We start from the raw sequence: 26,504 nt of genomic DNA on the forward strand, positions 1-26,504 counted from the left end.
ATGCATCATTTGACATTGTTCTGGATTGTTTCGCAAAGCTCTTAACTAACTTCACAATTTGTTTATTATTTGAACTCATCGATCTTCTGGGCTGCTTCGCGTTGCTCGCAGTGACGACGAAGTTAGTTCAGTACGTTTTTCAAGATCTGTATAAAGGCTCGCAACGACTAACAATTATGTTTCTACCCAATCCTGAAGATACTTCAGGCCAAAGCCCTTCGATTCTATTAAAATAGGATTTGTCCAAGCCCAAAATTCCCGCTACACTAATCGCTATCACTCACATTTGGAAACGACGGATGGGCAGCCACCATAACCATGATCATCATCACCATCATCCGAGTGAATTTAATAAAGCGTTTTTTATCGCAACGCTTGCCAATAGCGTCTTTGTGGTCATTCAAATAACCTACGCCCTCATCGCCAATTCCAATAGCTTACTCGCCGATGGCTTTCACAACCTAGGTGATGTGTTAAGCCTTATTTTGGCTTGGATAGCAAACAGCTTGATACAGCGAAAACCCACCCAAACCGCCAGTTATGGGTTTAAAAAAAGCTCAATATTAGCTGCATTCGCCAATGGCGGACTACTCATTTTTACCTGCGGTATCATTGTCACCGAAGCGGCTTATAAATTTTTTACACCCGAGCCGATTGAAACCGGAATCGTCCTCGTCGTTGCCAGCATCGGCATCCTCGTCAATGGCGCTACCGCCTTACTCTTTTTAAAAGGCCAGCACGATTTAAATATTCGCGGTGCTTATTTACACCTGCTTTATGATGCCTTGGTGTCTGTTGGGGTGGTCATCGCCGCACTATTAATGATGTTAACCGGTTGGTTGTGGTTAGACCCATTAATGGGGTTACTTATCACCTATGTCATTCTTAAGGGCACTTGGGCCTTGTTTAAAGATAGTTTGCATTTAATGATGGATGCCGTGCCTAGACACATCTCTCTGGCACAGGTCAAATCCCTGCTTGAATCCTTACCCGGTGTCCAACAAGTGCATGACGTGCATATTTGGGCATTAAGCACCCAAGAAAATGCCTTATCCGCTCATCTTTGGATGCCTAAAGAAACCTTATCCGATCAAACCCGTGCTGCGTTAATCGAACAACTCAAAACGGAGCATCATATTCAACATGTGACCATTCAAGTGGAAAAAGAACTGCTATATTGCGAAGATAGCTGCACAACGCACAGCTCTTGCTCTTAAACACTACTCCTTTAATTTAATCCGTTTCACAATCTAACAATCCGCCATTAGCGTCAATGCTGTTTGATAACGCATGCCGCATCACATGGAAGCACGAGAAAGATTAATTAACCACAGTGTACATATTTAAACACGTGTGTTACTATCCGCCGTTGTGGTTATTTTATAGAGAGTTATTATGGCAGAACACTATATCCTTGATTATTCCAATGCAAAAGGCTTTTCACTTGTGACGAGTAAAAGTTCTGAGCCAACCGACTATGTGCACTTAGCGCTTGATTTTAAAGATAGTCCTACCCAGGAACATATCCAACAACTTGATAACACATTGAAAGCAATACGCTTTGATGATTTAGAAACATTAATGTTAAATGTTAATGCTATTTATTTTTCTAAACCTGATATAGGTGAAATTAAACCGATCGATCAAAAAGCTTTTGAAGAAGCACTTTTAAAGCTAATGAGTATCCTTACCGCAACAACAATTAATAATATACATGTTGAATCTCTTGACCGTTATAACCAAGCAATCATTATCGCTATCCTAAAGAACCTACCAAAGGCAATTGTTAAGCTTAATATTGTAGCGAAAGACTTAGTAGAACTTAATTTAGAAGAATTAAATACCGCATTAAAAGCCAGTCATTTAACAAATATTCTATTGGCTGGATCACTTTCCCAGTTAAGCGAAAAACAGGTTAACGAATTAGTGGCTAGTCTTCCACAAACAATACAAGAAGTTCGGTTATATAATGAGAATGGTTATGAAGATGAAAGAACCCAATTGTTTGCCAACTTAGTTAGCCAACGATCATCATCCATCAAACTAGAGTTGGTGAATAACCCAAATGACTTTGACTTAACCACAGCCTTAGCCAAGGGACTTAGTCAATTGTCAAAATCCATGGCACCGCATTTTACCACCGCTACAAATTATTTCTCTGGTTTGCTTAATAGCTGGACTGGGGCACCGACATCTATCGAACATACTGGGCATGTACCAACAACTAATGGAGAAACTATGAAATCACCTGTTGAAACTGAAGTGAAAAAATCACCCGTTCAAGAAGAAGTGAAAAAATCGCCTGTTCAAGAAGAAGTGAAAAAATCGCCTGTTCAAGAAGAAGTGAAAAAATCGCCTGTTCAAGAAGAAGTGAAAAAATCGCCTGTTCAAGAAGAAGTGAAAAAATCACCTGTTCAAGAAGAAGTGAAAAAATCACCTGTTCAAGAAGAAGTGAAGACATCGCCTGTTCAAGAAGAAGTGAAGACATCGCCTGTTCAAGAAGAAGTGAAAAAATCGCCTGTTCAAGAAGAAGTGAAGACATCGCCTGTTCAAGAAGAAGTGAAAAAATCGCCTGTTCAAGAAGAAGTGAAAAAATCACCTGTTCAAGAAGAAGTGAAAAAATCGCCTGTTCAAGAAGAAGTGAAGACATCGCCTGTTCAAGAAGAAGTGAAGACATCGCCTGTTCAAGAAGAAGTGAAGACATCGCCTGTTCAAGAAGAAGTGAAAAAATCGCCTGTTGAAGAAGAAGTGAAAAAATCACCTGTTCAAGAAGAAGTGAAAAAATCACCTGTTGAAGAAGAAGTGAAAAAATCACCTGTTCAAGAAGAAGTGAAAAAATCACCTGTTGAAGAAGAAGTGAAAAAATCACCTGTTCAAGAAGAAGTGAAAAAATCACCCGTTCAAGAAGAAGTGAAAAAATCACCTGTTCAAGAAGAAGTGAAAAAATCGCCTGTTCAAGAAGAAGTGAAAAAATCGCCTGTTCAAGAAGAAGTGAAAAAATCACCTGTTCAAGAAGAAGTGAAAAAATCGCCTGTTGAAGAAGAAGCGAAAAAATCACCCGTTGAAACTGACGTGAAGAAATCACCCGTTGAAACTGACGTGAAGAAATCACCCGTTGAAACCGACGTGAAGAAATCACCCGTTTCATCCTCCCTCGTATTCGGCTTTTTCAATGTGATGAAAAATGTGAGTATCGTGCTTGCTACTGTCGTGGTTGGTGGTTTAATCGGTGCGGCTGTTGGTTTAGCGGTTTCTACTATTGCCGCCCCTGTGGTTGCTACCGCAGTCGGTGTCGCTGCCGGCATGTTGGCAACATCGGTGACCCTTCCATCAATGTACCGCTTCTTTTCATCGACTAAAAATGCTAACGACGAAGATGTAAAGGAATTGCACAAAAGTCCATCGTTATAAACACCTCAGTCGTAGGTCGGGCCTTGGCCCGACGATTCTGTCAATCATTCCCCCAATCAAATAATTGTCGGGCCAAGGCCCGACCTACATTCAGAGCTGATCTCGGTTAATAATGACAAGTAGCGGTTGGCTGTGTGAATTTTTCAATCAGCTTAGCCCCATATTGGCTTTGCATATGAGCCTGATAACTTGGTAATTTTCGAATAGCTTCAGGGATCGTTTGCTCATAAAAATCCACTAACGAATCTTTTTCTTCTAAACCGCCCAATAAAAAGCTCAATGGCCTCATAACTTCAAAATAAGAATGATGCCCCAAAGCTATCGTCGATGCCGCAATCAAAATACCCAAGATTTGATAATCGAATTTTGAAAATGACATAATCGGCAAAAGCTTGGCGATAGCAATCCCTATTCCACCCGAAGCACCTGAAATCACCGGCAAATGATGTTTTCGCAACCATATCGCCATCTCACTGGTTTCGTTAGGTTTATAGAATCCGCGTGCAGGCGATTCATTTGCCCTTTTAAAATATTGCTTTAAATCCACTGGCGTATCTTCCCCTGATAAAATACCGAGAGAATGAGTCTTTTCTTCAGAATTATCGCCTTCATCCAATTCAATCACACCTCGATTTTTTGGGCAAAACAGCCATCCTGGTCTTAAGGTTTTTCCAATTAAATCCATGCTCAAACCTGGGTCTTTAAAAAGCGAAAGCTGGCATTTTTGGGCTAAAGAAAGGTCTTTTCTATTTGATAAACCCTGATATTTTGGAAAGGTAAGTGATCCAAGCCCCATGGCCAGTTCGGTAAACATTTTCAAAAACGTTTCGAATACTATCAGTGAATCACACGTTTTTAACTGTTCTAAATCCTTGATGCGTTTATCATACTCTTGCAGCGCTGAGAATACGGAAAACATCGTTCTATCAAATAATAGGTGTTTTGAGTTGAGCTTGCAAAATTGGTCAATGGCGGTGATTATGTTATCCATTAACGGCTTAAATAGTTCCACATGCTCTAGAAAATACTTAGCCATGTAACTTTCAAACAAACAAACATCAATCTCATTATTCTTATCATCAACAGGCATCAAATTTCCTTAGGCAATGGTAATGGATTATGAACCATATTTTACCCGAATCTGTCGACAAATTGTATTTTTATTTTAATCACACTGTACAAATATAATAAAATATGCTACCATGCAAGTCCTTGGTTCATTTATTGAGACGTATTATGGCAACAAATTACACCCTAAATTATACCAACGCCGATGGCTTCACCCTTAATGCTGAAGAGATCTCCGAAAAAACTCCCTTCGTTCGTCTAATCTTAGACTTTGATGACAGTCCTTCTCCAGAAAGCCTTGATACCCTTGCTGACGTAATTAAAAACGTTGAACCCAATGGCAAAGACGGATTGTTATTAGATTGCTTTTATCTTTGCCTAGGCGAAGGTGAAGAAGTTGGCACGATGAAGCAACTTGGTAAAGATGAAGAGGCATATGAGTTGCCGGTCTTAGATAGTAAATCTGTGCAAGATTTCATGGCAAAACTGATGAGCGTTCTTCCAAAAGGCTTTACCCAATTCCATGTGGAAGACATTGATGGTATCAATTCTGAAGCAATGATTCCCTTTTTGACTGGCTTACCAGAAACTGCAACCCATTTAAATTTAGCTGCCTGTAACTTAGATGAAGTGGATCAATTGGAATTCAATCAAGCACTTGCTTCTAAAAAATTAAACGTCATTTCTTTAGCTAGCGCCCTTGATGATTACAGCGAGGAAAAGCTGCAAAACCTGGTTACTGCACTCCCTGAAACTCTTGAAGAAGTTGTTTTACATGACAATGGGGTAGAAGACAATGACTGGAAAATGGGTCAATTGCTTGCTCAACTTCGACCAGCTATCAACGTCAAAAAAATAAAAGTTGCTCAGCCTAGTGAAAACACTAGTGAAAGCAAATGGGTAACTGCAGGTAATTTGTTGAGTGGCTTAGCAACAACGCTTAAAAATGGCTTTCTGTATTTAGCAAATGTTGGCCAACCTGGGATGGGTGAGTTACTTGAAGAAATGGGCAATTCACATAAGGTTGCTGCTGTAAAAAAATCACCTGTTGAAGAAGAAGCGAAGACATCACCTGTTGAAGAAGAAGCGAAGAAATCACCTGTTCAAGAAGAAGCGAAGACATCACCTGTTCAAGAAGAAGCGAAGACATCACCTGTTCAAGAAGAAGTGAAGAAATCACCTGTTCAAGAAGAAGTGAAGAAATCACCTGTTCAAGAAGAAGTGAAGAAATCACCTGTTGAACTGGAAGATTTACTAGCTTCACCTACTAAAAATACCGTTGAACAACCGCCCGTCTCCTCCTCCTTCCTACTTGGCTTTTTCCAAGTCATGAAGCACGTGAGCATTGCCCTTGCAGCACTCGTGATTGGTGGCCTGGTGGGTACCGCAGTTGGGTTAGCGGTGTCTGCCGTTGCAACACCGGCTGCTGGTATTGCCGCGGGTTTGGTTGCCGGAACTGGGGCAGCCGCACTGACCGTGCCTACGTTATACAGCTTCTTCCCATCTGCTCCGTCAAAAGCGGCTAAAGATGAAGAGGAAGAAAACGATTTTGGCTTTACCAAAATTTGACGATATATAAGCTGAAAGCTAGGAAACCTAATAAAACCCGGTGTTGTCCCTCCGACACGCCGGGTTTTTTTGTATTCTGGCCAAAAAAGGTATATGATTCACATAGAAGTATTTAAAAACAGAGGTTTGAAATGAAGCCAACTCAGCACAAAGAAAAAACCACCCTCAATTGGGTCACCACCTTATTTTTAACCATCAATCCAATGGTTGCCATTATCGGCACCATCGTATTAGGCTATTACCATGCGATTACCTGGCCTACGATTGTTCTTGGCTTGGTTTATGGCATTGCCACTGGCCTAAGTATCACCTGTGGATATCATCGTCTATTTTCCCACCGAGCGTATCAGGCGAAACTTCCAGTGAGGGTCTTCTTCGCTCTTTTTGGCGCCGCTGCATTTGAAGGCAGTGTGCTGGAATGGTGCACCGATCATCGCAATCATCATAAGTACACTGACACCGATAAAGATCCCTATAATGCCAAACGAGGTTTTTGGTATTCGCACATTGGCTGGCTATTTACATTAAATCCCAAAAAACGCGATTTCAGTAACGTCAAAGAGCTACAGGCCGATCCCTTTTTGCGTTTTCAGGATCGCTATTACATCCCCGTTGCCATTGTCATGGGCTACTTTGTTCCCATGCTCATAGCTGGCCTGTGGGGTGACGTGCTTGGTGGACTCATCATTGCCAGTGCCTTACGCATCGCGCTAAATCAACATATCACCTTTTGTGTGAATTCGGTTTGCCACATCTTTGGCAAGCAAACCTATTCTGACCATGTGACAGCAGTTGATAATTGGTTTACAGCCTTCTTCACTTATGGTGAAGGCTTTCACAATTTTCACCACAAATTTCCTTTAGACTATCGTAATGGCATTCGCGCTTATCATTTTGATCCGTCGAAATGGGTGATAAAAACCCTGTATTATCTGGGACTTGCCTCTAATTTACGCATGGTCAGTACCAAACGAATCGTAGAAAGTCGATTGCGCATGGATGAGCTACGTTTGAACGCTAAAGCAAAAACAGGTAATTTAGCCAATCTACTGCCTATGTTAACCCGAACTAAAGAATCCGTCCTAAACTCGTTGGGTAAATTAGAGGAGCTAGAACGAGCATATTCCAATTTAAAGGATAAAAAGGACGAGTTCATTCGCGAGCAAAAAGCCTTATACCGCCGCAAAAAACAAGAAATTAAGCAAACCATCAAACAAGCACGCCGAGACTTAAAGCGCTCATTAAGCATATGGTCCATAGCGTTGAAGCGGTCGTTGAGAACGGTGTAGTTCTTCTTGGGCGGTCAAGCCCTGAAGACATACTGCGGCTTGTCCCTGAGGGATCGACACGAATTTTTTATGTAATTTAATGTTTTTTAAAAGAATTTCCAATGCGTCCCGACGTGCCGCGACTCGTTCGCGGCATCCAGGAGATGCTTATTAGGGAACCAATAGTTCTGGTTAAAACGGAATATCGTGCTGGATACCGCGCATAAAGCGCGGTACGTCGGAAGTTTTAATTTCGTGTGGATCTCTCGGGGGGCAAGCCGCGGTACCTCGGCGTTTAGTAAGAAGCTTATGTATTAAAAAAAGTACCTACCCCTCATGGCCTGACCGACTTATCCCCCAACCGCCAAGCAAATAAAATCGCCATATACAACAAAACGTTAATGATTAGAAAGGTATGTTCATACGAAATTTGCTTGGATAAAATCCATCCGGTTAAGGATTGGAGGATAGGGGCGCTGCTCATTAATATCATGTTGGCTGTTGCCAAAGAAGCCCCTTGCGTTTCTTTGGTGGCACCTTCTTTCACCACCGCAAATATTTGAATGTACGTTGATGAAAAAAAGCCTAGGAAAATGCAAACGATTATCATCCAACCATAACTCAACGGAAGAAACAACATAATAGAGAATAAGATAGCGGTGATTGCGGCGAATAGAATTAATACTTGCCTACGAATCGCGTACCGCTGACTCAACCATGCATTCGTTGGGCCGCCAATCGCTATGCCAATAAACACCATTGATGATACGAAACCGCTCATGCGCAAACTGATAGCAGGGTATTTTTGTAATAAATACGGTATAGACCACATTGTCGCAAAAACATTAACAATGGAAACCGTGGCAAACCCATATAACGCCGCTAACCATAACCGCCCATTACCTAAAATTAACCGAAGCTTATGTTTACCATACGTGGGTTGTTTAATAATGTTCTTTTTTCGGCGTGGTCGGTCTTTTATAAAACAAAACACCAACATGCAAAGTAGTAATGCAAATACGCCTGCTATCTTGAGGGTTATTTGCCACCCGTAGCATTGCACCAGATAGGCCATCATCACTTCACCCAGTGCAACCCCTAATAGGGCAATGGTTTCAGCAATGCCGATGAGTAACGCAAAGTATTTTGGCCGAAACCAGGCAGCCGTGACGTAGAGCATCCCCACAAAGCCAAAGGCACTGCCTGCGCCCATCAACACCCGAGACGCCAACGCCTGGCTATAATTGGCGCTATATGCCAATCCCCAAATCCCACAAACAAGCAACAGTGCGGCGATATTTAAGACTTTTCTAACACCGTAACGGTCATACAATAATCCTACCGGAATTTGTAATAGCACGTAGGAAATAAAGAAGACACTGGATAAATAACCAACTTGCGCACGGTCAAGCTGAAAATCAACCATCCACGCTTTCGCCATGATGCCCGCAACGGTTTGCAACAGAAATTGAAACACCACAAAGCCTGTGACGATGAAGTAGTTGACCCAGGGGACATATTTTTTAGTCATCTTGATACACCCGAGATTCCCCCTTTTCCACGCAGGCTTGTAGCGCAGAATGACTGATAGCCGATGCGATTACTATGGGTTATTACCCGATGGTTTGCTATCAACCTGATGAATTAAGAAATCTAAAATTGCAAAGAAGCGGTCGACTTTGCCAGCCATGGATAAATCCACTTTGTAGCGGCCGTTAACAACCACCGCAGGCACCCCGCGAATACGATATTTAGCCATGGCTAAATTGCCCTGATTCACATCCGAATCAATGGTAGGACTGCGAAAGAAAGCACTTTCAGCGGTTTCTTTATCCACGCCTTGCTCAACAAAAAAATCAACCATGGCTTTATCGTTATCCAGCTTCTTTTTATCTTCTTGAACCGCTTTAAAAATAGCAGGCCCTAAGGTATCCAATTTATTTAATCGCTTGGCAGCATAATAGGCTTTTGCATACACATTCCATCCAGGTTGGAAGACAACTGGCACTTGTTGGAATTCAACCTGCTTACCCTGTTTATTGATAAATTCGTGCAATGGTTTATTTAATTGATAACACCACGGACAACCGTAGCTAAAAAATTCCGCCACTAAAACAGGCTTTCCTGGCTGAATTTTTGGGGCATCCGACAATACCTCATAATCCTTGCCAGCAACAAATCCTGCGGCCAAACACATCCCGGAAACCAGCGATAATACAAGTGCGACAACACGTTTCATAAATCCCCCAGCATTCATTTAATGGCCGGAAGTGTACCATGTTAACAACCGGTTGTCATGGTAAGCAACGCGCTTACCATCAGGACTTACGAAAAACCCCAATCTCTTCGTTATAAACATTTTTCAATTCGGTCATTTAGTTAGTCTAAACTCCCTCATCGAAAAATGTTTATGCCTCGATCTTGAGGTTTTTCATAAGTCCTGACCATTTAACAACAACCCAAGCCTTTGTTGTTTTTTTTGACCAATTGACTTATAATGCTTCGAGGTCAATTAATCGGTAAGTCCATGAAAAAGATTTTCATTCCCCTCCTCCTATTAATCGCTACCATCACGGGGCTTTATTTCTTTCACCCACAAACGCCAAAATCGGACAAACCGATAGTGACGCCCGTTTCCTTCAACGATTTACCGAACTGGGGTGGAAAATCTTTCAAACAATCGTTTCAGGTGTTTCGCAACAGCTGTGCCGTATTCATCAAACAAGATCCTAACAAGTCATTAGATACCGAGATTATCAATCTTTCTGTCAAAGACATGTTGCCAGCCTGTAAAAAAGCCTTATCTCAAAAAAAAATCACTTCCAAGCAAGCTGCTAACTTTTTTAAAACCTGGTTCCAGCCCATTGAAGTCAAGCAACCCGACAACAGCCCAACCGGCTTATTCACAGGCTATTACGCGCCTCTTTTATCAGGAAGCTTGAAAAAAACAGACAAGTACACAGTCCCTATTTATACGCTACCCAAATCGTTAATTCGATTGGACCTAAGCAAGTTTGATGCGAATCTTGACAAAAAGACGTTGGTAGGCCGTATCCAAAATAATGAGTTTCTTCCCTACCATGACCGAGAAGCCATCAACAAGGGCGCATTAAAACATGTACCGGTGCTTGTCTGGGTCGAAAACCGGGTCGACCGATTATTCTTAGAAATTCAAGGTTCGGGTATTATTCAGTTTGATAATGGCAAGCGCATGTATGTTGGCTATGCGGGTCAAAATGGCCAACCCTACACCGCCCTTGCGGGCGTGTTAATCCGTGAAGGGGTGATGACCAAAGATAATGCTTCCATGCAAGCGATTCGTCGCTATTTTGAAGAACACCCTGAAAACATAGATGGCTATTTAAACCAAAACCAATCGTTTGTCTTCTTTAAAGACTTAAAGCAAAAAGCAGCGCTTGGGGCACAAGGCATTGCCTTAACTGCTGGTTACTCACTAGCGGTTGATAGACGCTATGTTCCCATGGGACTTCCAGTTTGGTTAAGTACCTCTTACCCCGATAATGTCAATGATCACCACCAACCGTTCCACCGGTTAATGATCGCCCAAGATACCGGCGGTGCGATTAAAGGTCCTATTCGTGGGGATGTTTACTGGGGTGCCGGCGAAAAGGCCACCTACACAGCCGGCCATATGAAAAACCCGGGTCGATGGTGGCTCCTCATACCCAAACAACGATGGTCTGAGCAGCCAAAGCCTTCGCATTAAGCAGACTTTAAAGCAGAGTCCATTTCATCTTCTGATGACTGCGGCCATTGAACAGTCGCCAGTGTTCGCAGCAAACCAACCACTAAACAGCATTGTGCCGCATAATAGGTAAGCATAATGGCAAAAAAGTGCATTTGAGCATGATAAAAAAATTCATCCATAGCAACAAGGCAATCCGAAATGACAAATAATCCCGCCCCGATTGCGCATAATCGATGAACACGCATCGCCAAGAGTGTCATGGTTAATATAACCGCCATGTAAACTAACACGGGGATTAATTTATCACCGAGAAACGGCCATAGATAGACAATGAATAGTGCGGCACCGATTAGGGCAACACTCGTCCACAAGCGTGTGGATACTTGCTTTATCTGAGCATGTCTTGGCGATTTGAGAATCCGTTGATAGAGCATGATGTAGCTAACATGGGCGAATAAAAAAGACCCTAACCCTAATTCAAGTTGTTTCGCAAGTGGCAAGGTTAAAGCAATATCCCCTAAAGCGGATAAACACAAAGCGGCCATCAGTAAATACTTACCGTTAGAGGGCAATGTTGACAAAGCAACGATGAATAACAATGCAACAATAGGTAACGGCTTTATGAGGGTGTTAATGGGGAAAGGCCATGTCCCAAAACTACTTAAATAAATGATTGCCAATACTATAAATGAGGTATATCCCCAACGTTGGTATGAAGTCATCGCTTGTCCTTGTCTATCATGCCCTCTAGCTGCTAAACTTAAAATAATCAGGATCTAGGGGCGTTCCTAGGCTTTACTCAACCCACTTATCTATTCATTATGTCAGAAACTATTTTTATTGCCACTGCCAATCGAGGCAAAATCGCCGAATTTCAACAAATGTTAACCGATAAAACCATTGTTAGCTTTGTCGACACTAATTTCCCATCGCCAGAAGAAACGGGGTTAACCTTCATTGAAAACGCGCTCATCAAAGCACGCTTTGCCAGCGAACAAACGAAGCTTCCCGCTTTAGCCGATGATTCAGGGTTAGTGGTGCCCGCGCTACAGGGAGAGCCCGGCATCTATTCAGCTCGCTATGCCGGCGAAGATGGGAATCACGCTGCCAATATGGCGAAGTTATTGGAGAAAATGGATAACTTCCCACCTGAAAAGCGACAAGCGTATTTTGTCTGCGTGTTGGTCTATCTTCAACATGCCCATGACCCTATGCCACTGATTGCCGTCGGTGAAATGCAAGGTCGGATACACCACCACCCACAAGGCCAAGGCGGCTTTGGTTATGACCCCATTTTTTTTCTACCTGAGTACCAATGCACCGCTGCAGAAATAGCCCCCAAGCTTAAAAATGCCATTAGTCATCGCGGCAAAGCCTTAGCGATTCTTCGTGAGAAACTCTATGGGGGATAGCATTGAAACACTGCTGCATAAAGCGCAACATTGGCAACATCAACAACAATTTAACCAAGCGATTGACTGCCTAAAACGCCTTCTATCAATCGACCCCAATCAGGTTGAAGCCCTTCATCAACTCGGTTTAGTATATATTCAAACGGATGATATCGCCAAAGCCGTTGAGGTATTTGAAAAAACAGTAGCGCTCGATACGGATAACCCCAACGCCCACCATCATCTTGCCAATGCTTATAAGATCCAACATCACTTTGCAGAAGCCGACAAACATTATCAAATTGCCTTGTCTCTAAACCCTGACTATGTGGAAGCACACCATAATTATGCCGGATTATTGATGCACTATGACCAGTATCAAAGTGCCCTGCAGCATTTTCATAAAGCATTACAACTTAGACCCGATTTCCATGATGCGCATTTTAATTTAGGCTTATTATTCTTAAAGCAACAAAACTGGGACGCAGCAAGGCGCCAATTTAATAACGTCTTAGCATTAAACCAAAACAACCTAAAAGCCCATTTTTATGCAGGCGTACTGGCCTTACGAAACGAGGATTTACCGCTAGCAAAAAATCACTTGTTGCAGGTCATCAAAGACAACCCGGAGCATATTGATGCGTTAATAAATCTGGGGGTTATCGCCTTAAAGATGAAACAAGAACAACATGCCGTTGATTATTTTACCAAAGCACTGGCTATTGATAACCGTAAAGAAGAAGCTAAAAGTAATTTAGCGGCCACCTTTATCCATCATCACCGCTATGAGAATGCATTAATCCACTATTTGGAGTTGATTAACGACCATCCAAACAACCTCGAGTATCTCTATAATACGGCGGTTGCTGAAATGGCCTTAGGGCAACTTAGCAACGCGGAGAAGCATTTTCAGCAATGCCTAAGGCTCGATGCGAACCATGCGGCTTCGATCAATAATTTAGCCGCGATATGCATGCGTCTTGATAAAATTGACGAGGCAAAAGCATTATTAAACCGGGTACTAGAAATTCATCCGGATGATGTCATTTCAAAACACATGCTGGCCGCCATTAGCGATGAAAATAAACCCCAGCCGACATGCGTGGAGTATGCCAAAAATTTATTTAACAATTACGCGCTTTATTATGATAAACACGTGCAAAATCAACTTGACTATCAAGTTCCCCACGTATTTAAAACACTGTTACAAACCCATCATCTGACCCACTTCGACCGTGCTTTGGATTTAGGGTGTGGCAGTGGTTTATTGGCTGAGGCAATTCACCCTTTTTGCTCGGAAATAGACGGGGTGGACATTTCTGAAAACATGATTGAATTGGCAAAAGCAAAACAATACTATCATACCCTCTACTGCGATGAGATGATTCATCATCTGCAGAGTCATTCCCAAAAATACCAGATCATCTTTGCGGCCGATGTGCTACCATATTTTGGCGAGCTCGAACCACTGATGAATTTAATGGCTGATAGGTTAAACGATAACGGTTTTCTGCTGTTTAATACTGAAGTTTCAGAAACAAGGCCTTGGTATCTTCAAAAAACCGGACGGTTTGCCCATAGCCAATCCTATATCGAACAGATTAGCCAAGCCTTTAAAGTGCTCGATCTTCAATCCGTTTTTGGACGTAAACAAGCCAATCAATGGTTAACTGTCAATGTTTTCTTACTGAAAAAACTATAACACCGTGTGAAATTTTAACTATACCCATGATCATCCAAAACGCGAGGATTTATGCGCCGTTAACGTTTTGCAGGGCGAAAGAGAAAAAGTAGAAAACTCGCATTTTCAATGATCACAGGTATATAATTGATAATTGATGAAAACATGGCAAGGTATGTCACCCATGGTAAAACGCAGCAAGAAAGCCTGGCAAATAGCCGCAATAAGCCTCTCTTTTATATTCTTTATTGTCCTGTTATATATCGATCATAAAAAAGGACATGCCGATTATATCGGTGAATTACACCAACTGAACACTGAAATCCGCCAATCGTTTGACTCACAGATACAATCCCTGGTTGATAAATTGCCAACCCTTACTAACACCATCGCTCCTTTAAATCAATGCTCAAAGAAAACACTAGAAGCGTTAGGCAATTATGCCTTTGCCAATCCGCAATTGTCCACCATTGCGGTAAAAAGCAAAAGCCTTTCGAGCTGGTGTATTAGCCCCGAATTTCGAACGTTAATTCAGCCCAAATTAAGGGGTAACACAACCAAATTAATTGGCCCAGTCACCCACACCAAGACAAAGGAAACTTTCTTTATCCTCCAATATCCGGGAAATGATGACATTACCTATCAATTATATATCCTAAAATCCGTGCTATTAAATGCCATTAATCTCCCAAGCCCTTTGATTAACAGTACCGCTTTAATAACCAAAGATGAACGCATCCTCCTCGAAACAAACCCCTCGGTCAATGATGCAAATCAGCATGCTTCGCTAGAAAGCTCCGAACCGTCAAAACTCTTACCCAATATTCTTATCCATCTTGACGCCGATGAAGCATATATTCAAAGTGGCAATAGTAAAAAATTGTGGTCATTGCGACTTTTAAGCATTGCCGTTGCAGGGCTGTTTCTATTAGCTCTATTACTTCATATCAATCGTAGTTTTTCCTTAGAAAGCATCATTAAACAGGCACTGCGCAACGAGGAGTTTTACCCGGTTTTCCAACCCGTCATTGATGCAAACACCCGACAAATCATGGGTGCGGAGCTGTTAATCCGTTGGCAAGATAAGCATGGCGAACACATCATGCCCAATCAGTTTATCGAGGAAGCAGAGCACAGCGGTCAAATTGTGCCCTTAACGATCCAATTAATTGAGAGCGCGTTTCAAATGTTAGGCAATTACCTGCAGGAAAATCGTTCATTTCATTTAGGCATTAATCTATGTCATGCCCATTTTGCCGATGAAACTTGGCTACAAACGTTGATTGCCCTATGCCAGCAGCATGACATCGAACCCAGCCAAATCATGCTGGAAGTAACGGAACGAACGATTATGGATAGTGGGGAGCTGAATCTTTCTCAACACATGAAAGCGATGAAGGACAAGGGCTTTCAATTAGCTATTGATGATTTTGGTACCAGCCATGCAAGCATCAGTTATCTACGCCATTTTCCCCTTGACTACCTAAAAATCGACATGATGTATGTCCACGCCATTGGAACGGGTGCTGTCACCGAAGCCTTGCTACCACCCATTATTTTAATTGCCAACCAGTTAAACTTAAAGATAATCGCCGAAGGCGTTGAAACAGAGGAACAGTTTAACTACCTCAAAGAGCGCCAAGTTGATTACATTCAAGGATGGTATTTTTCCAAAGCGTTGGGCGCGGATGATTTGGTTAAGCGGATAGTCCATAGTGAGTCGGCTTTGCCGAGTGATTGATCCCCGGATTTCGGCTACGCCTTCATCCGGGCTTCGATTCTTAGGTCTCTCAATACAATACTTACGACACCAATTTGCGATAATCTTCGGCAATCGCTTCTGCATCGTGCGGTGCTGTGAAAAATGCGTTTAATTCACCTTTGGGATTAAAGACAATGATTGCCCCGCTATGCTGAATATCATAGTTTTCAGCAGGTTTCCCTTGCTTGGGCAATACTTTGGTATAAACCACGCCCATCTCACGAGTCATGTGTTTAATTTTAGCTTGGCTGCCCCGTGCCCCATAAAACCGCTTATCAAAAGATAGCACATAGTTCTTTAGTTTTTCTAAGTTATCCCGGGCAGGGTCAATGCTTATCATCACCACTCGCGGAGCGGGATGAATTTTCTTTTCCAGGATTAATCGATACGTTTTTCCGAGTTCTGCCATGGTAGTAGGACAAACATAACCACAATTGGTAAAACCAAAAAACACCATGGTCCACTGCCCCTTCAAATGCTCATTATCAAACGTCTGACCATCGGTTCCAGTCAGCTCAAACGTGCTAACTGGCCGAGGCTGCTTTAAATAGGTGCCATGAAAGGTGTTAGGATCAATTTCTTTTTTGAATTGAATATGTTGAAAGAGAAACACGCCTGCAAATAAGGCTGCCAATCCGATTAAGGCAACAACGGTCGCCGTTTTACGTGTTGAATTGAGAGACATAACAAATTCCTATAGATAATGATCAACCAGCAATAGAACAAATAATATCATTAAATAAACAATGGAGAAGCGAAAAGTCTGCATTGCTATGCGAGGTTGATGGTGACGATACAGCCGCCAAGCCCATTGCAAGAAGCGACCACTTAACAGGGTCGCGCCAACAGCGTAGACCAAACCGCTCATACCAACAGCATACGGTAATAATGTCACTGAAAACAATAACAGGCTGTATAATAATATGGATAAACGAGTAAAGGCAATGCCATGTGTCACAGGCAGCATGGGTATTTTGGCATCTTTATAATCGTCAAACCGATAAATGGCGAGCGCCCAGAAATGCAGCGGTGTCCAGGTAAAAATAATGAGAACTAACAAAAGGGCTTGGCCATCAAGGTGGTTGGTAACAGCAGTCCATCCCAATAAAGGAGGAGCCGCGCCTGCTAGTCCACCGATAACGATATTTTGTGGGGTAGCACGTTTGAGATAACCCGTGTATACCAACGCATAGCCTATCAAGGTCACAAACGTTAATATTGCGGTCAGTTGATTCACGTAGACCGTCAAAATAAATAAACCGATTGCGCCAATAGCAATGGCAAAGATTAGCGCTTGCTTCACGGTGACTCGGCCTTGAGCAACCGGCCGCTTTTTAGTACGTGCCATGATGGTGTCGATGTGGCGATCTAACATATGGTTGATCGCAGCAGCGCTACTTGCACATAAGGCAACGCCAATAAGTGCATTGAAAAATAAGGATGGCGCGATGCCCCCCGGTACGGCGAGGAACATGCCAACCACCATGGTTAACAGCATCAACGCCACCACTTTAGGCTTGCATAACTCAATATAATCACGCCAGTCTGTCAGTTTGGGCATCGAATCAACGATCATCCGTCCTCCTTTGCATCACGATAGCGAGCATAGCCATTAAGGAAGCTAACAACATGGCAGCGACACCATTATGAGCCACTGCCACGGGCAGCGGTAGTCGATACATGACATTGGCGATACCTAAGCATATTTGCATCACTAAAAGCAATCCTATAAAGATGGCGCAAAATCGTTGCAACTCATTATGGCTTGTTCGATAAATAAAAATTGACAAGCCAAACAGATATATCGCTGTCACCATTGCCCCAATACGATGAATCATCTGGATGGTAACACGTATTTCGCTATCTAACAGGCCGCCTTGATAATTTTCCCCAATTGACGTAAATAAATTAAACCCTTGGCCAAGATGCAATGAAGGCAGCCATAATCCGTTGCACTTTGGAAAGCCAACACAAGCAATACCAGCATAATTAGCACTCACCCAACCGCCCAGTGCAATTTGGCAAAATACCACAAAAATGCCACCTAATACCCAATATAATTGCCGCGTCAATTGGGTATCAGAAGGGTTGGTAATCTTGACGTTGTAGTAACAAAGCAAGGAAAAAATGGTCATGCCACCCAGCAAATGACTCATAACAACCACAGGTAATAATTTCATCGTCACAGTCCACATGCCAAGGGCTGCTTGTAAAATAACCAAACAAACGATGATAGCTGGCATTCGCCAATAAGCAAAGCGATCACGAATGCGAAGGTACAGTGCACGGATTGCGATCAATAATAATAAGAAAGCTAAACTACCCGCGACATAGCGATGGACCATTTCAGTCCATGCTTTCACTTGTTCCACCGGCACGTCTGGGAAGTTAGCCTGAGCGACTTGCAAGGCACTTGCTTTATGAGGCAAGACCATATGCCCATAGCACCCTGGCCAGTCGGGGCATCCTAAACCCGCATCTGTTAATCGTGTATAAGCCCCTAGCGTCACCACAACCAATGCCAAAAGCATGGCGCTAAATACACTATATTTTAACCACTTATCTTGAACCATAAGGTGCTCTACTGTTCAGCTAGTTTGATTAAATGCTTTAAGTCTTTGAATATCGACTTTTGTTGGGCATTTAGCGGGTAATATAAAACCATAAAATTGTGTGGATCAACAATAAATAAGCCTTTGAGGTAATTACGGATGGATAAATTCTCCCTGTCGGTCGAAGATAGGATTTGACTCGTCATCGCCATGTCTTTCATTTGGTTTTGTATGATTTTATCTGGAAGCAGTGAAGGATCCGTGACCATTAAGCGCAAATCAACCTCGCGAGACAGTCGCCCTAATGCCAGGCGGACGCGTGCTAATTTATCAAGCATGGCTAAACATCGCCCGCTGCACTGTTGATCAGAAACGAGCAACAAATGCCATTTTTTTTGGGTAAGGCTATCTAATTTAATCAACGGAGAGACGAGTTGACCCTTATTGCTAGTTTGACCAACGAGCCACTGGGGATGCTGATATAGCAATGCGGCTAAGCACCCTGGCAAAATAAACAATAGGAATAGCAATGCTAATTCCGTTGACTTGGTTCTATTCAGATTTTGCGTCATACTGCTTCTTTATAAAATAACTCAACATAACACCCAAACCAAAGGCCATAACGAACCATTGAATGGCGTAGCCAATATGCCGGTTTGGTGACATGGCTACAATGGGCCAAGCCCGAATGAAAATGTCACCCTCCGGTTTTAGCCGCAACGTGTAATTAGCCAGCGGTTGGGGCAATAAATTACTAAGCGCATCCATATCGATTTGTTCTAATAAATAACGTTCACCTTGGCGAATCTCAAGCTGCGGTCCTAGGCGCCATGAATTGTTTTTAGGGTAATACACATAGCCATTGAGGGTTGTTGACTGCGTTGGCGTTACAATTTTGGGTAATCGTTGACGCGTCACATCACCAGCTACCCAACCACGATTAACCAAGACAATCAAACCCTCAATGGTCTCGAATGGCGAGATAATATCATAACCAAACTGATGATGATAATGTTGATTATCCAGATATAACAACGGCGACAGATATCGACCTGTTAGTTTGATTGGCTGATACTGCGCAGGTTTGCTGTTTTTAGATAAAAACGTTGGTTTTTCATTCGCTAATTGCTGATGCTGTCGAACCATTTCCCTTTTTTGATCCGCTCGATGCATTTGCCAAAAACCCAAACGAACACAACTGATGATCGCAACGACCGTCAAAGAGAAAAAAATCCATAGTCTTGATGAAAAACGGGCCATAATGACAAAACAATGAAAATTTGACGGCAATGGTATCATAAAAATTTGCCAAAACGTAGTCTTGTTGGGATTCAATTAAATCCGCACGAAATGGTGTTCCCGCATTATGCAGCGCTAATGCGGGCAACGATTTCGACGATTTCCAATGATTTTTCTATTCCGGTGGAGGAAAGATTATCCCAATAGTCCTAACTTTTTAACTGTATCACGTTCTTCACGTAATTCGTTTAATGTGTTGTTAAATTTTGCCATAGCAAACGCATTAAGGGTGAGACCTTCCACCACTTTCGTGTGATAATAATCGGTAAAACTATCATGGGTGGTCACACAGGGGAATGAAAAGATTAACCCTTCATCCACGCCATATTCCCCTTGTGAACATTTGGCCATCGAAAACATTTCATTGGCCGTTGTTTCATTAATCAGATGACTGACCCCTTGAACAATGGCATTGGCAGCAGAAGCAGCAGATGATGCGCCGCGTGCTTTAATAATGGCAGCCCCTCGCTGTTGAACCGTGGTTAAAAAGTCATTTTCTAACCATTTCTGATCGCCAATCACTCTTGCAGCCGGTTGTCCATCAATCATCGCATTGGAGAAATCCGGGTACATCGTAGGAGAGTGGTTACCCCAGATCACCATTTTTGTGACTTCAGTAATATCAACATCCGCTTTCTTCGCCAACTGCATTCGAGCGCGAAGCTCATCTAACATGGTCATGGCATAGAAACGATCATTTGGAACATCTGGGGCAGCGTTCATAGCAATCAACGCATTGGTGTTACAAGGGTTACCCACCACAAATGTGCGTACATTCTGAGAGGCATTGTCATTAATCGCACGACCTTGTTTGGTAAATATGCCACCATTAATTTCTAACAAATCGGAACGCTCCATGCCTTGTTTACGGGGAACAGAGCCAACTAATAAAGCCCAGTTCACACCTTCCATGGCTTGATTGATATCGGAGGTATAGCGAATTGCTTTTAGCAAGGGGAAAGCACAATCTTCTAGCTCCATGACGACGCCTTCTAAGGCTGGCATCGCTTGCTCAAGCTCTAATAAATTCAATTCCACATCCACTTTAGGGCCAAACATTTGCCCAGAGGCGATTCGGAATAATAAAGCATAACCGATTTGACCTGCTGCCCCAGTGACTGCGACTCGAACGCGTTTATGGTTCATGATGTTTCCTTCTATTCTGATTGTTGTTTTAACCAATGTTGTACAATATATAACGCAGCAATGCTGCGGGATTCAGAAAAGTCAGCTTCATGCAATAACTGCTCTGACGTTTCAATTGGCCACTCAATTACCTCAATTGGTTCAGGTTCATCGCCTGGTAACACGGAGGGGTAGAGATCCGTGGCCAACACAACATCCATGTGCGCACCAAAATAACCTGGTGCCAAGCTCATTGAGCGAAGTAGTTTCAACTCACGCGCGGCAAAACCCACTTCCTCTTGTAACTCTCGATTTGCCGCCTCAAGCATCGTTTCGCCTGGATCGATCAATCCCTTCGGAAAGGCTAATTCATATTTTTCGGTTCCAGCAGCATATTCCCGAATCAAATAGAACGCATTATTGTCATTTATGGCGATAATAATAACAGCGCCCATGCCCGGACCATTGCCGCTGATTCGCTCAAATTGTCGAACAGCGCCGTTACTGAACTGTAAGTCCAATGCTTCAATTTTAAAAAGCTTTGACCGGGCAATCACTCGAGATTGGTGACAAACCGGTTTTTTTCTGGACATAAATTTATCCTGATTTAAGTCTTAATCATTATAATTAATTCTGCCAAAATTACCACCAGCACTGACATAAATCCTCGCGTTTTGAATGATCACGGGTATATGATAAAATTTAGCAAATGCTATAACGAACGATCCAATGCTACCAACAACGCTCTATATTCATATTCCTTGGTGCATCCAGAAATGCCCCTATTGTGATTTTAATTCTCATCGCAAACCCGAAACATGGCAAGAAGATCCGTATATCGATAAGTTACTTGCTGATTTAAAACAAGATATTTTACGCTTTGGGGTTCGGCAAATAGATGCCATTTTTTTGGGTGGAGGCACACCCAGTTTATTGTCTGGTCAAGCCATTCACCGATTACTAAAAGGTGTCGCCCAACAGTTGCCCTTAACACAAAATTTAGAAATTACCATGGAAGCAAACCCGGGTACAGCTGAGCAACAACGCTTTTTAATGTATCGCCAAGCAGGTGTCAATCGCCTATCCTTAGGCATCCAAAGCTTTTGCCCACAACAATTAAAAAATTTAGGAAGAATCCATAATGCCGAAGAAGCCTATAAAGCCATTGATATGGCCAGAAGTGCTGGATTTGACAACCTTAATTTAGACATCATGCATGGGTTACCCAATCAGACCCTTGAACAAGGGTTGGATGATTTAAAAAAAGCCATCGCCTTTCAGCCCAATCATATTTCATGGTACCAACTCACGTTAGAACCAAATACCCTCTTCTATAAAAAGCCCCCCAACCTCCCCAGTGACGATGCCTGTGCTGTGATCGAAGAAATGGGCTTTCATCTCCTTAGCCAGCAGGGTTACCATCGCTATGAGATATCCGCCTTTGCCAAGCCAGGACGCCCCTCGCAACACAATCTTAATTACTGGACTTTCGGGGATTATTTCGGCATTGGCGCAGGGGCACATGGCAAGTTGACCTCTCTGGATGGCACCACCATTGTCCGCACTCAAAAAAAACGACAACCAAACGATTATTTAAAAGCGGCGGTTGAAACCCTAGCACAATCCCATTCGCTGGAACAAGCCGATATTTTATTTGAGTTTATGCTTAATACCTCTCGATTACAGCAACCGATTCCCTTGGCATTATTTGCAGAGCGAACTGGGTTGGAAATATCCTTACTGAAAGAAGGTCTTGACAGTGCAAGCAGTAAAGGGCTGATTCACTTTCAAGACGACCACTGGCAAATCACTGAATTGGGACGTCGCTTCACCAATGATTTGCAATCCTTATTTTTACCTAGTTAATCGTTAAGTGCATATACCCACCCGCGAGCAATCCCTGTCAGCCTAACTGATTGGTATTACTATTTAAATGTCATTTTTTTCTTGCATATTGATTTAAAGTTGATATGATGCATGTGGCTCTATTTAAAAGGATGTAATTATGAATAAATTTCTTTCCCTTTCTGTTTTAACACTTTCCACGTCTATTGCTTTTGCGTCACATCTTGAAATTACTGGACAAGTTGATGTCAAGATTCCAGCCAAAGATAAGAATGGAGAGCAAAAAACCTATAAATTTAAGTTACCCAAATACAATCTAACACCCGAAGTACGCAATAAAATCAAAATGAAACTAAAGCACTACCCTTCTAACGTTTACCAACAAAAAGTGCCTAAGTTTGCCATGGAACTTCCACCTAAAGTTGATTTAGGGATGGAAGGAACACCCGTGCTAGACCAAGGGGCACATGGTAGCTGCGTCACATTTGCGGTATCAGGTGCTATCAATGCCACTTTAGGTGCTGGTGACTATGTTAGTCCCCTTTGCAGCCTTGAGTTGGGCGCAACACTGGCCATCAATGATGAAATTCCTTTCAGTGGTTGGAATGGTTCTTATGGTGATATCGTGTTGAGCCAGATGATGACATACGGTGTTGTTAGTAAAAACCATCAAAAATATCATGGTTGTGCAGGCGTGTTCACCTATCCCGAAGATGATGAAATGAGCGAAGGCCGACCAATGGATAAGGCCGAGTATATGAAAGCCAGTATTCCCATTAAAGATGTGGTCCAATGGGATATGTTGATGAGTGACTTTGGCATTCGCTTAACCAATCAAGATGGCATGTTTGATCCAGCTTGGATGGCCAAAGAAGAATTAGCCAAAGGTCACCGATTAAGCATTGGCATGCTTTTAGATGTCAATTATGGCATTGCAGGGGCGGTAGGAACGCATAAAGCGTACTATGACACTTGGATGATCACGCCTGAAATTATCATGGACGCAATAAGCGGTGATATCTATGCTGGTCATGAGCTTGTGGTCACAGGCTATGATGATAATGTCATCGTTTATGATGATAATGGCTATTACAATAAAGGGGTCTTTAAAGTCAGAAACTCCTGGTCTCCCTACATTGGTGATCAAGGTGATTTCTACATTACTTATGACCACTTCAATATTTTTGTAGGCGAAATGCACGCCCTTTACTTGAAAAAATAATCCTATCAGATCGCCCGTTCTTTCATATAACTTCCTTCATTTTTCCTTCTCCCCAGACATGGGGAGAAGGTGCCCGCAGGGCGGATGAGGGGTTACCGAATCGAAGTGGTTATTTTGATGGGTAGCACATTGTACTTGAGATGCTATTAGGAAAATTTGAAATTTGTTGTTCTCCCTTTTGCCCGGCATTGCCGGGCTTTTTTTTCTTTGCAATGCGGTTTAAAAAAGCGCATAATAACCCTTTTGCCGGTTTGCCATCATCATGAAAGATCAGCTTATTGCCTTGTTAGAACAAACCATTGATCAATTAAAAGTGGAAGGCTTTATTCCGGCCGAAACACAGTTATCCATTAAATTGGAGCGTTGCCGTGATAGCTCTCATGGTGATTTTGCATCCAATATCGCGATGATACTGGCAAAGCCCTGCCAAAAAGCACCCAAGCAGGTTGCCCAAACCATTGTTAATCGTCTAGCAAATCACCCACAAATACACAAAGTTGAAATTGCTGGGCCAGGATTTATAAATTTTCATCTCAAAGCAGACTCTTTAAATACTGTTATCGCGACTGTTTTAGATAAAAAGGAACATTTCGGGGAAAGCACAGTCGGCCAAGCTGAGCGTGTGCTGGTTGAATTCGTGTCTGCCAACCCCACAGGGCCTTTGCATGTGGGCCACGGTCGAGGGGCAGCGATCGGCGCATCGTTATGTAACCTTTTGAATTTTGCTGGTTATGAGGTAACCCGCGAATACTATGTGAACGATGGCGGTCGGCAAATGAATATTTTAGCCGTTAGCGTATGGATGCGTTATCTGCTGATGTTTGATGAATCCCTCCCTTTTCCCAGAAACGGGTATCAAGGCGACTATGTCGTTGATATTGCTAAACAATGCCTGGATGAAGTCAATGACCAATATGTTGTTGAGTGGGCTAAAATCAAGCCAAGCCTCCCTGCTGACGAATCCGAAGGTGGTGATAAAGAGCAATATATCGATGCGTTAATTCACGCGGCTCAACAGGCCATTGGCGAGGAAGGCTTTGGCTATTTCCATCACAAGGCGCTCACCGACGTTTTAGACGACATTAAAGAAGACCTCTCAGAATTTGGCGTTCATTTTGACCATTGGTACTCAGAAAAATCGTTGATGAGCAAGGGTAAAATTGATGATTGCATCGCAGATTTTAACGCCAAAGATCTGACCTACGAGCAGGATGGTGCGCTCTGGTTTCGTGCGATGGATTTTGGCGATGAAAAAGACAGAGTCATGCGTCGTGCTAATGGCCAAGTGACCTATTTTGCATCCGACGCAGCCTATCATTGGGATAAATACCAGCGTGGTTTTCAACGGATTATTGATTTATTTGGCGCAGACCACCATGGCTATGTTAGTCGTATTCGTGCAGCGGTTGAAGCACTCGGCCATGATCCGAAATCCATGGATGTGTTATTGGTGCAATTTGCAATCCTCTACCGAGGGCAAGAACGTGTGCAAATGTCAACACGCAGCGGTTCCTTTGTGACCCTTCGTGAACTACGAGAAGAAGTTGGTAACGATGCGGCGCGCTTTTTTTATGTCATACGCAAAGCAGAACAACACATGGACTTTGATTTAGAACTCGCGAAGTCAAAATCCAATGAGAACCCGGTTTACTATATCCAATATGCGCACGCACGAATCTGCAGTGTCTTTGCGCAACTAGAAAAGCGCGGTTATCAAGTCGACCAAAACCTTGGCCTTGATCATTTGCAGCTGTTAGACAGCGATTATGAACAAACCCTCATTCAAACCATTTCCCGTTTCCCGGAAGTGGTTGAGCGTGCGGCAGTTTTACGTGAACCACACTTGGTAGCCTATTATTTGAAAGAATTGGCAACAGCACTCCATAGCTATTATAATGCCATCATACTCTTGTGTGAGGATATCAATTTACGCAATGCCAGAATGTGCCTATTATTAGCCGTTAGGCATTGTCTCGCGAATGGGTTACAATTATTGGGTGTTAGTGCACCTAAGAGCATGTAAATGGTTGCAAAAAAAAGAACGTCACAACGCACATCAACAAAAACGCCACCCTCAGGCACGCTATCTTTAGTATTAGCCTTCCTGATTGGTTATGCTGTTGCTCATGTTTTTGATATCAATTTTATTGGTCGACAACTCGATCATGTGATGATTGAGAATAAACAACCGGCCATTCAACAAGCCCAGACAAAAGTAACATTACCCAAACCAAAATTTGAATATTATGCCCTCTTGCAAAAAGAAGGGGCTGCCAATAATCCAAGCAATCATAGTGATAAAAAGCAATCCACGATTGAAGTACGTGAAGCAAACCCATTAGCGCCTATCCGACAAGACAATCATACTTACATACTTCAGCTCGCCTCGTACTTTAAAAAAGAAGATGCTGAGCGAATGAAAGCCGAGTTAATCTTACAAGGTCGCCAAGCTAGTATTCAAGAGCATAAAAGCGACAACCGTACCATTTATCGTCTCGTGGTTGGACCATTCAAACGCAAAACAGAAGCAGAAAAAGAACAAGTTGATTTAGCAAGGCAGCTACACGTGATGGGAATGATACGGCAAACTCAGTTGTCCTAA

At 42.7% G+C, this 26,504-nt stretch carries 23 protein-coding genes; 12 read left to right on the forward strand and 11 right to left on the reverse strand.

Going from position 1 to position 26,504, the window contains the following annotated elements:
- The first annotated feature begins 299 nt into the window (after positions 1-299).
- Together AB3348_RS13780 and AB3348_RS13785 are read left to right on the forward strand one after the other, a co-directional pair.
- A complete protein-coding gene (locus AB3348_RS13780) occupies positions 300-1,217 on the forward strand; it encodes a cation diffusion facilitator family transporter (RefSeq protein ID WP_367608190.1) in 918 nt (305 codons plus the stop codon).
- Positions 1,218-1,395: 178 nt separating this feature from the next.
- A complete protein-coding gene (locus AB3348_RS13785; protein WP_367608191.1) occupies positions 1,396-3,411 on the forward strand; it encodes a hypothetical protein in 2,016 nt (671 codons plus the stop codon).
- A 106-nt stretch (positions 3,412-3,517) separates the two neighbouring features.
- Here AB3348_RS13785 and AB3348_RS13790 read toward each other — a convergent pair whose 3' ends face one another.
- Positions 3,518-4,501, reverse strand: coding sequence for a hypothetical protein (locus tag AB3348_RS13790; RefSeq protein WP_367608192.1), 984 nt, complete (start codon positions 4,499-4,501; stop codon positions 3,518-3,520).
- A 146-nt stretch (positions 4,502-4,647) separates the two neighbouring features.
- Between AB3348_RS13790 and AB3348_RS13795 the strand changes: the two genes are divergently transcribed.
- Positions 4,648-6,048 (forward strand): hypothetical protein, encoded by a 1,401-nt coding sequence (locus AB3348_RS13795; protein ID WP_367608193.1) that lies wholly within the window; start codon positions 4,648-4,650, stop codon positions 6,046-6,048.
- A gap of 131 nt (positions 6,049-6,179) precedes the next feature.
- Positions 6,180-7,337 (forward strand): fatty acid desaturase, encoded by a 1,158-nt coding sequence (locus AB3348_RS13800; protein ID WP_367608194.1) that lies wholly within the window; start codon positions 6,180-6,182, stop codon positions 7,335-7,337.
- A gap of 313 nt (positions 7,338-7,650) precedes the next feature.
- On the opposite strand, the gene AB3348_RS13805 is transcribed toward AB3348_RS13800, so the two are convergent.
- Together AB3348_RS13805 and AB3348_RS13810 are read right to left on the reverse strand one after the other, a co-directional pair.
- Positions 7,651-8,847, reverse strand: a complete 1,197-nt coding sequence (locus AB3348_RS13805; RefSeq protein ID WP_367608195.1) for an MFS transporter — start codon at positions 8,845-8,847, stop codon at positions 7,651-7,653.
- Between the two features lie 72 nt (positions 8,848-8,919).
- Positions 8,920-9,555: a thiol:disulfide interchange protein DsbA/DsbL gene (locus tag AB3348_RS13810; RefSeq protein ID WP_367608196.1), complete on the reverse strand. Its 636-nt coding sequence runs from the start codon at positions 9,553-9,555 to the stop codon at positions 8,920-8,922.
- A gap of 288 nt (positions 9,556-9,843) precedes the next feature.
- Between AB3348_RS13810 and AB3348_RS13815 the strand changes: the two genes are divergently transcribed.
- Positions 9,844-11,043, forward strand: coding sequence for a murein transglycosylase A (locus tag AB3348_RS13815; RefSeq protein ID WP_367608197.1), 1,200 nt, complete (start codon positions 9,844-9,846; stop codon positions 11,041-11,043).
- On the opposite strand, the gene AB3348_RS13820 is transcribed toward AB3348_RS13815, so the two are convergent.
- Entirely contained in the window at positions 11,040-11,747 is a 708-nt protein-coding gene (locus AB3348_RS13820) for a lysoplasmalogenase (RefSeq protein ID WP_367608198.1), read from the reverse strand. The genes AB3348_RS13815 and AB3348_RS13820 overlap by 4 nt on opposite strands.
- Positions 11,748-11,846: 99 nt before the next feature.
- Here AB3348_RS13820 and rdgB point away from each other — a divergent pair, with 99 nt between their 5' ends.
- The 3 genes from rdgB (at position 11,847) to AB3348_RS13835 (ending at position 15,838) form a co-directional block, all read left to right on the forward strand.
- Entirely contained in the window at positions 11,847-12,437 is a 591-nt protein-coding gene (gene rdgB, locus AB3348_RS13825) for an RdgB/HAM1 family non-canonical purine NTP pyrophosphatase (RefSeq protein WP_367608199.1), read from the forward strand.
- Positions 12,427-14,118 carry a tetratricopeptide repeat protein gene (locus AB3348_RS13830; RefSeq protein WP_367608200.1) on the forward strand — a complete coding sequence of 564 codons (1,692 nt, stop codon included), beginning with the start codon at positions 12,427-12,429 and terminating at the stop codon, positions 14,116-14,118. The genes rdgB and AB3348_RS13830 overlap by 11 nt, the downstream gene beginning before the upstream one ends.
- A 136-nt stretch (positions 14,119-14,254) precedes the next feature.
- Positions 14,255-15,838, forward strand: coding sequence for an EAL domain-containing protein (locus AB3348_RS13835; RefSeq protein ID WP_367608201.1), 1,584 nt, complete (start codon positions 14,255-14,257; stop codon positions 15,836-15,838).
- A 61-nt stretch (positions 15,839-15,899) separates the two neighbouring features.
- On the opposite strand, the gene AB3348_RS13840 is transcribed toward AB3348_RS13835, so the two are convergent.
- The 7 genes from AB3348_RS13840 to nudE form a co-directional block, all read right to left on the reverse strand.
- Positions 15,900-16,544 (reverse strand): SCO family protein, encoded by a 645-nt coding sequence (locus AB3348_RS13840; protein WP_367608202.1) that lies wholly within the window; start codon positions 16,542-16,544, stop codon positions 15,900-15,902.
- A 9-nt stretch (positions 16,545-16,553) separates the two neighbouring features.
- The gene (gene cyoE / locus AB3348_RS13845) at positions 16,554-17,435 is read right to left on the reverse strand and encodes a heme o synthase (protein ID WP_367608203.1); all 882 of its coding nucleotides are present in this window, start codon (positions 17,433-17,435) and stop codon (positions 16,554-16,556) included.
- A complete protein-coding gene (locus AB3348_RS13850) occupies positions 17,425-18,432 on the reverse strand; it encodes a heme A synthase (protein WP_367608204.1) in 1,008 nt (335 codons plus the stop codon). The genes cyoE and AB3348_RS13850 overlap by 11 nt, the downstream gene beginning before the upstream one ends.
- A gap of 8 nt (positions 18,433-18,440) precedes the next feature.
- The gene (locus AB3348_RS13855) at positions 18,441-18,983 is read right to left on the reverse strand and encodes a hypothetical protein (protein WP_367608205.1); all 543 of its coding nucleotides are present in this window, start codon (positions 18,981-18,983) and stop codon (positions 18,441-18,443) included.
- A complete protein-coding gene (locus AB3348_RS13860) occupies positions 18,964-19,710 on the reverse strand; it encodes an SURF1 family protein (RefSeq protein WP_367608206.1) in 747 nt (248 codons plus the stop codon). Before AB3348_RS13860 ends, AB3348_RS13855 begins: the two co-directional genes overlap by 20 nt.
- Before the next feature lie 135 nt (positions 19,711-19,845).
- Entirely contained in the window at positions 19,846-20,856 is a 1,011-nt protein-coding gene (locus AB3348_RS13865; RefSeq protein ID WP_367608207.1) for a malate dehydrogenase, read from the reverse strand.
- A gap of 11 nt (positions 20,857-20,867) precedes the next feature.
- Positions 20,868-21,428 carry an ADP compounds hydrolase NudE gene (gene nudE, locus AB3348_RS13870; RefSeq protein WP_367608208.1) on the reverse strand — a complete coding sequence of 187 codons (561 nt, stop codon included), beginning with the start codon at positions 21,426-21,428 and terminating at the stop codon, positions 20,868-20,870.
- A 136-nt stretch (positions 21,429-21,564) separates the two neighbouring features.
- Between nudE and hemW the strand changes: the two genes are divergently transcribed.
- The 4 genes from hemW (at position 21,565) to AB3348_RS13890 (ending at position 26,504) form a co-directional block, all read left to right on the forward strand.
- Positions 21,565-22,701 (forward strand): radical SAM family heme chaperone HemW, encoded by a 1,137-nt coding sequence (gene hemW, locus AB3348_RS13875; protein WP_367608209.1) that lies wholly within the window; start codon positions 21,565-21,567, stop codon positions 22,699-22,701.
- Between the two features lie 139 nt (positions 22,702-22,840).
- Positions 22,841-23,902, forward strand: coding sequence for a hypothetical protein (locus AB3348_RS13880; RefSeq protein ID WP_367608210.1), 1,062 nt, complete (start codon positions 22,841-22,843; stop codon positions 23,900-23,902).
- Between the two features lie 262 nt (positions 23,903-24,164).
- Positions 24,165-25,925, forward strand: coding sequence for an arginine--tRNA ligase (argS, locus tag AB3348_RS13885; RefSeq protein WP_367608211.1), 1,761 nt, complete (start codon positions 24,165-24,167; stop codon positions 25,923-25,925).
- Positions 25,926-26,504, forward strand: a complete 579-nt coding sequence (locus tag AB3348_RS13890; RefSeq protein WP_367608212.1) for an SPOR domain-containing protein — start codon at positions 25,926-25,928, stop codon at positions 26,502-26,504.

This window comes from Legionella sp. W05-934-2, assembly GCF_964199965.1.
Taxonomy (GTDB): Bacteria; Pseudomonadota; Gammaproteobacteria; order Legionellales; family Legionellaceae; genus JAFIFT01.

Excerpts from the sequence above, each read along its gene's own strand:
- AB3348_RS13785 (WP_367608191.1), top strand. The coding sequence starts at position 1,396 with ATGGCAGAACACTATATCCTTGATTATTCCAATGCAAAAGGCTTTTCA.
- argS (WP_367608211.1), top strand. The coding sequence starts at position 24,165 with ATGAAAGATCAGCTTATTGCCTTGTTAGAACAAACCATTGATCAATTA.
- AB3348_RS13780 (WP_367608190.1), top strand. The coding sequence starts at position 300 with ATGGGCAGCCACCATAACCATGATCATCATCACCATCATCCGAGTGAA.
- AB3348_RS13850 (WP_367608204.1), bottom strand. The coding sequence starts at position 18,432 with ATGGTTCAAGATAAGTGGTTAAAATATAGTGTATTTAGCGCCATGCTT.
- AB3348_RS13860 (WP_367608206.1), bottom strand. The coding sequence starts at position 19,710 with ATGATACCATTGCCGTCAAATTTTCATTGTTTTGTCATTATGGCCCGT.
- AB3348_RS13835 (WP_367608201.1), top strand. The coding sequence starts at position 14,255 with ATGAAAACATGGCAAGGTATGTCACCCATGGTAAAACGCAGCAAGAAA.
- AB3348_RS13810 (WP_367608196.1), bottom strand. The coding sequence starts at position 9,555 with ATGAAACGTGTTGTCGCACTTGTATTATCGCTGGTTTCCGGGATGTGT.
- AB3348_RS13805 (WP_367608195.1), bottom strand. The coding sequence starts at position 8,847 with ATGACTAAAAAATATGTCCCCTGGGTCAACTACTTCATCGTCACAGGC.
- AB3348_RS13815 (WP_367608197.1), top strand. The coding sequence starts at position 9,844 with ATGAAAAAGATTTTCATTCCCCTCCTCCTATTAATCGCTACCATCACG.
- AB3348_RS13820 (WP_367608198.1), bottom strand. The coding sequence starts at position 11,747 with ATGACTTCATACCAACGTTGGGGATATACCTCATTTATAGTATTGGCA.
- hemW (WP_367608209.1), top strand. The coding sequence starts at position 21,565 with ATGCTACCAACAACGCTCTATATTCATATTCCTTGGTGCATCCAGAAA.
- cyoE (WP_367608203.1), bottom strand. The coding sequence starts at position 17,435 with ATGATCGTTGATTCGATGCCCAAACTGACAGACTGGCGTGATTATATT.
- AB3348_RS13840 (WP_367608202.1), bottom strand. The coding sequence starts at position 16,544 with ATGTCTCTCAATTCAACACGTAAAACGGCGACCGTTGTTGCCTTAATC.
- nudE (WP_367608208.1), bottom strand. The coding sequence starts at position 21,428 with ATGTCCAGAAAAAAACCGGTTTGTCACCAATCTCGAGTGATTGCCCGG.
- AB3348_RS13855 (WP_367608205.1), bottom strand. The coding sequence starts at position 18,983 with ATGACGCAAAATCTGAATAGAACCAAGTCAACGGAATTAGCATTGCTA.
- AB3348_RS13795 (WP_367608193.1), top strand. The coding sequence starts at position 4,648 with ATGGCAACAAATTACACCCTAAATTATACCAACGCCGATGGCTTCACC.
- AB3348_RS13865 (WP_367608207.1), bottom strand. The coding sequence starts at position 20,856 with ATGAACCATAAACGCGTTCGAGTCGCAGTCACTGGGGCAGCAGGTCAA.
- AB3348_RS13790 (WP_367608192.1), bottom strand. The coding sequence starts at position 4,501 with ATGCCTGTTGATGATAAGAATAATGAGATTGATGTTTGTTTGTTTGAA.
- AB3348_RS13800 (WP_367608194.1), top strand. The coding sequence starts at position 6,180 with ATGAAGCCAACTCAGCACAAAGAAAAAACCACCCTCAATTGGGTCACC.
- rdgB (WP_367608199.1), top strand. The coding sequence starts at position 11,847 with ATGTCAGAAACTATTTTTATTGCCACTGCCAATCGAGGCAAAATCGCC.
- AB3348_RS13830 (WP_367608200.1), top strand. The coding sequence starts at position 12,427 with ATGGGGGATAGCATTGAAACACTGCTGCATAAAGCGCAACATTGGCAA.
- AB3348_RS13880 (WP_367608210.1), top strand. The coding sequence starts at position 22,841 with ATGAATAAATTTCTTTCCCTTTCTGTTTTAACACTTTCCACGTCTATT.
- AB3348_RS13890 (WP_367608212.1), top strand. The coding sequence starts at position 25,926 with ATGGTTGCAAAAAAAAGAACGTCACAACGCACATCAACAAAAACGCCA.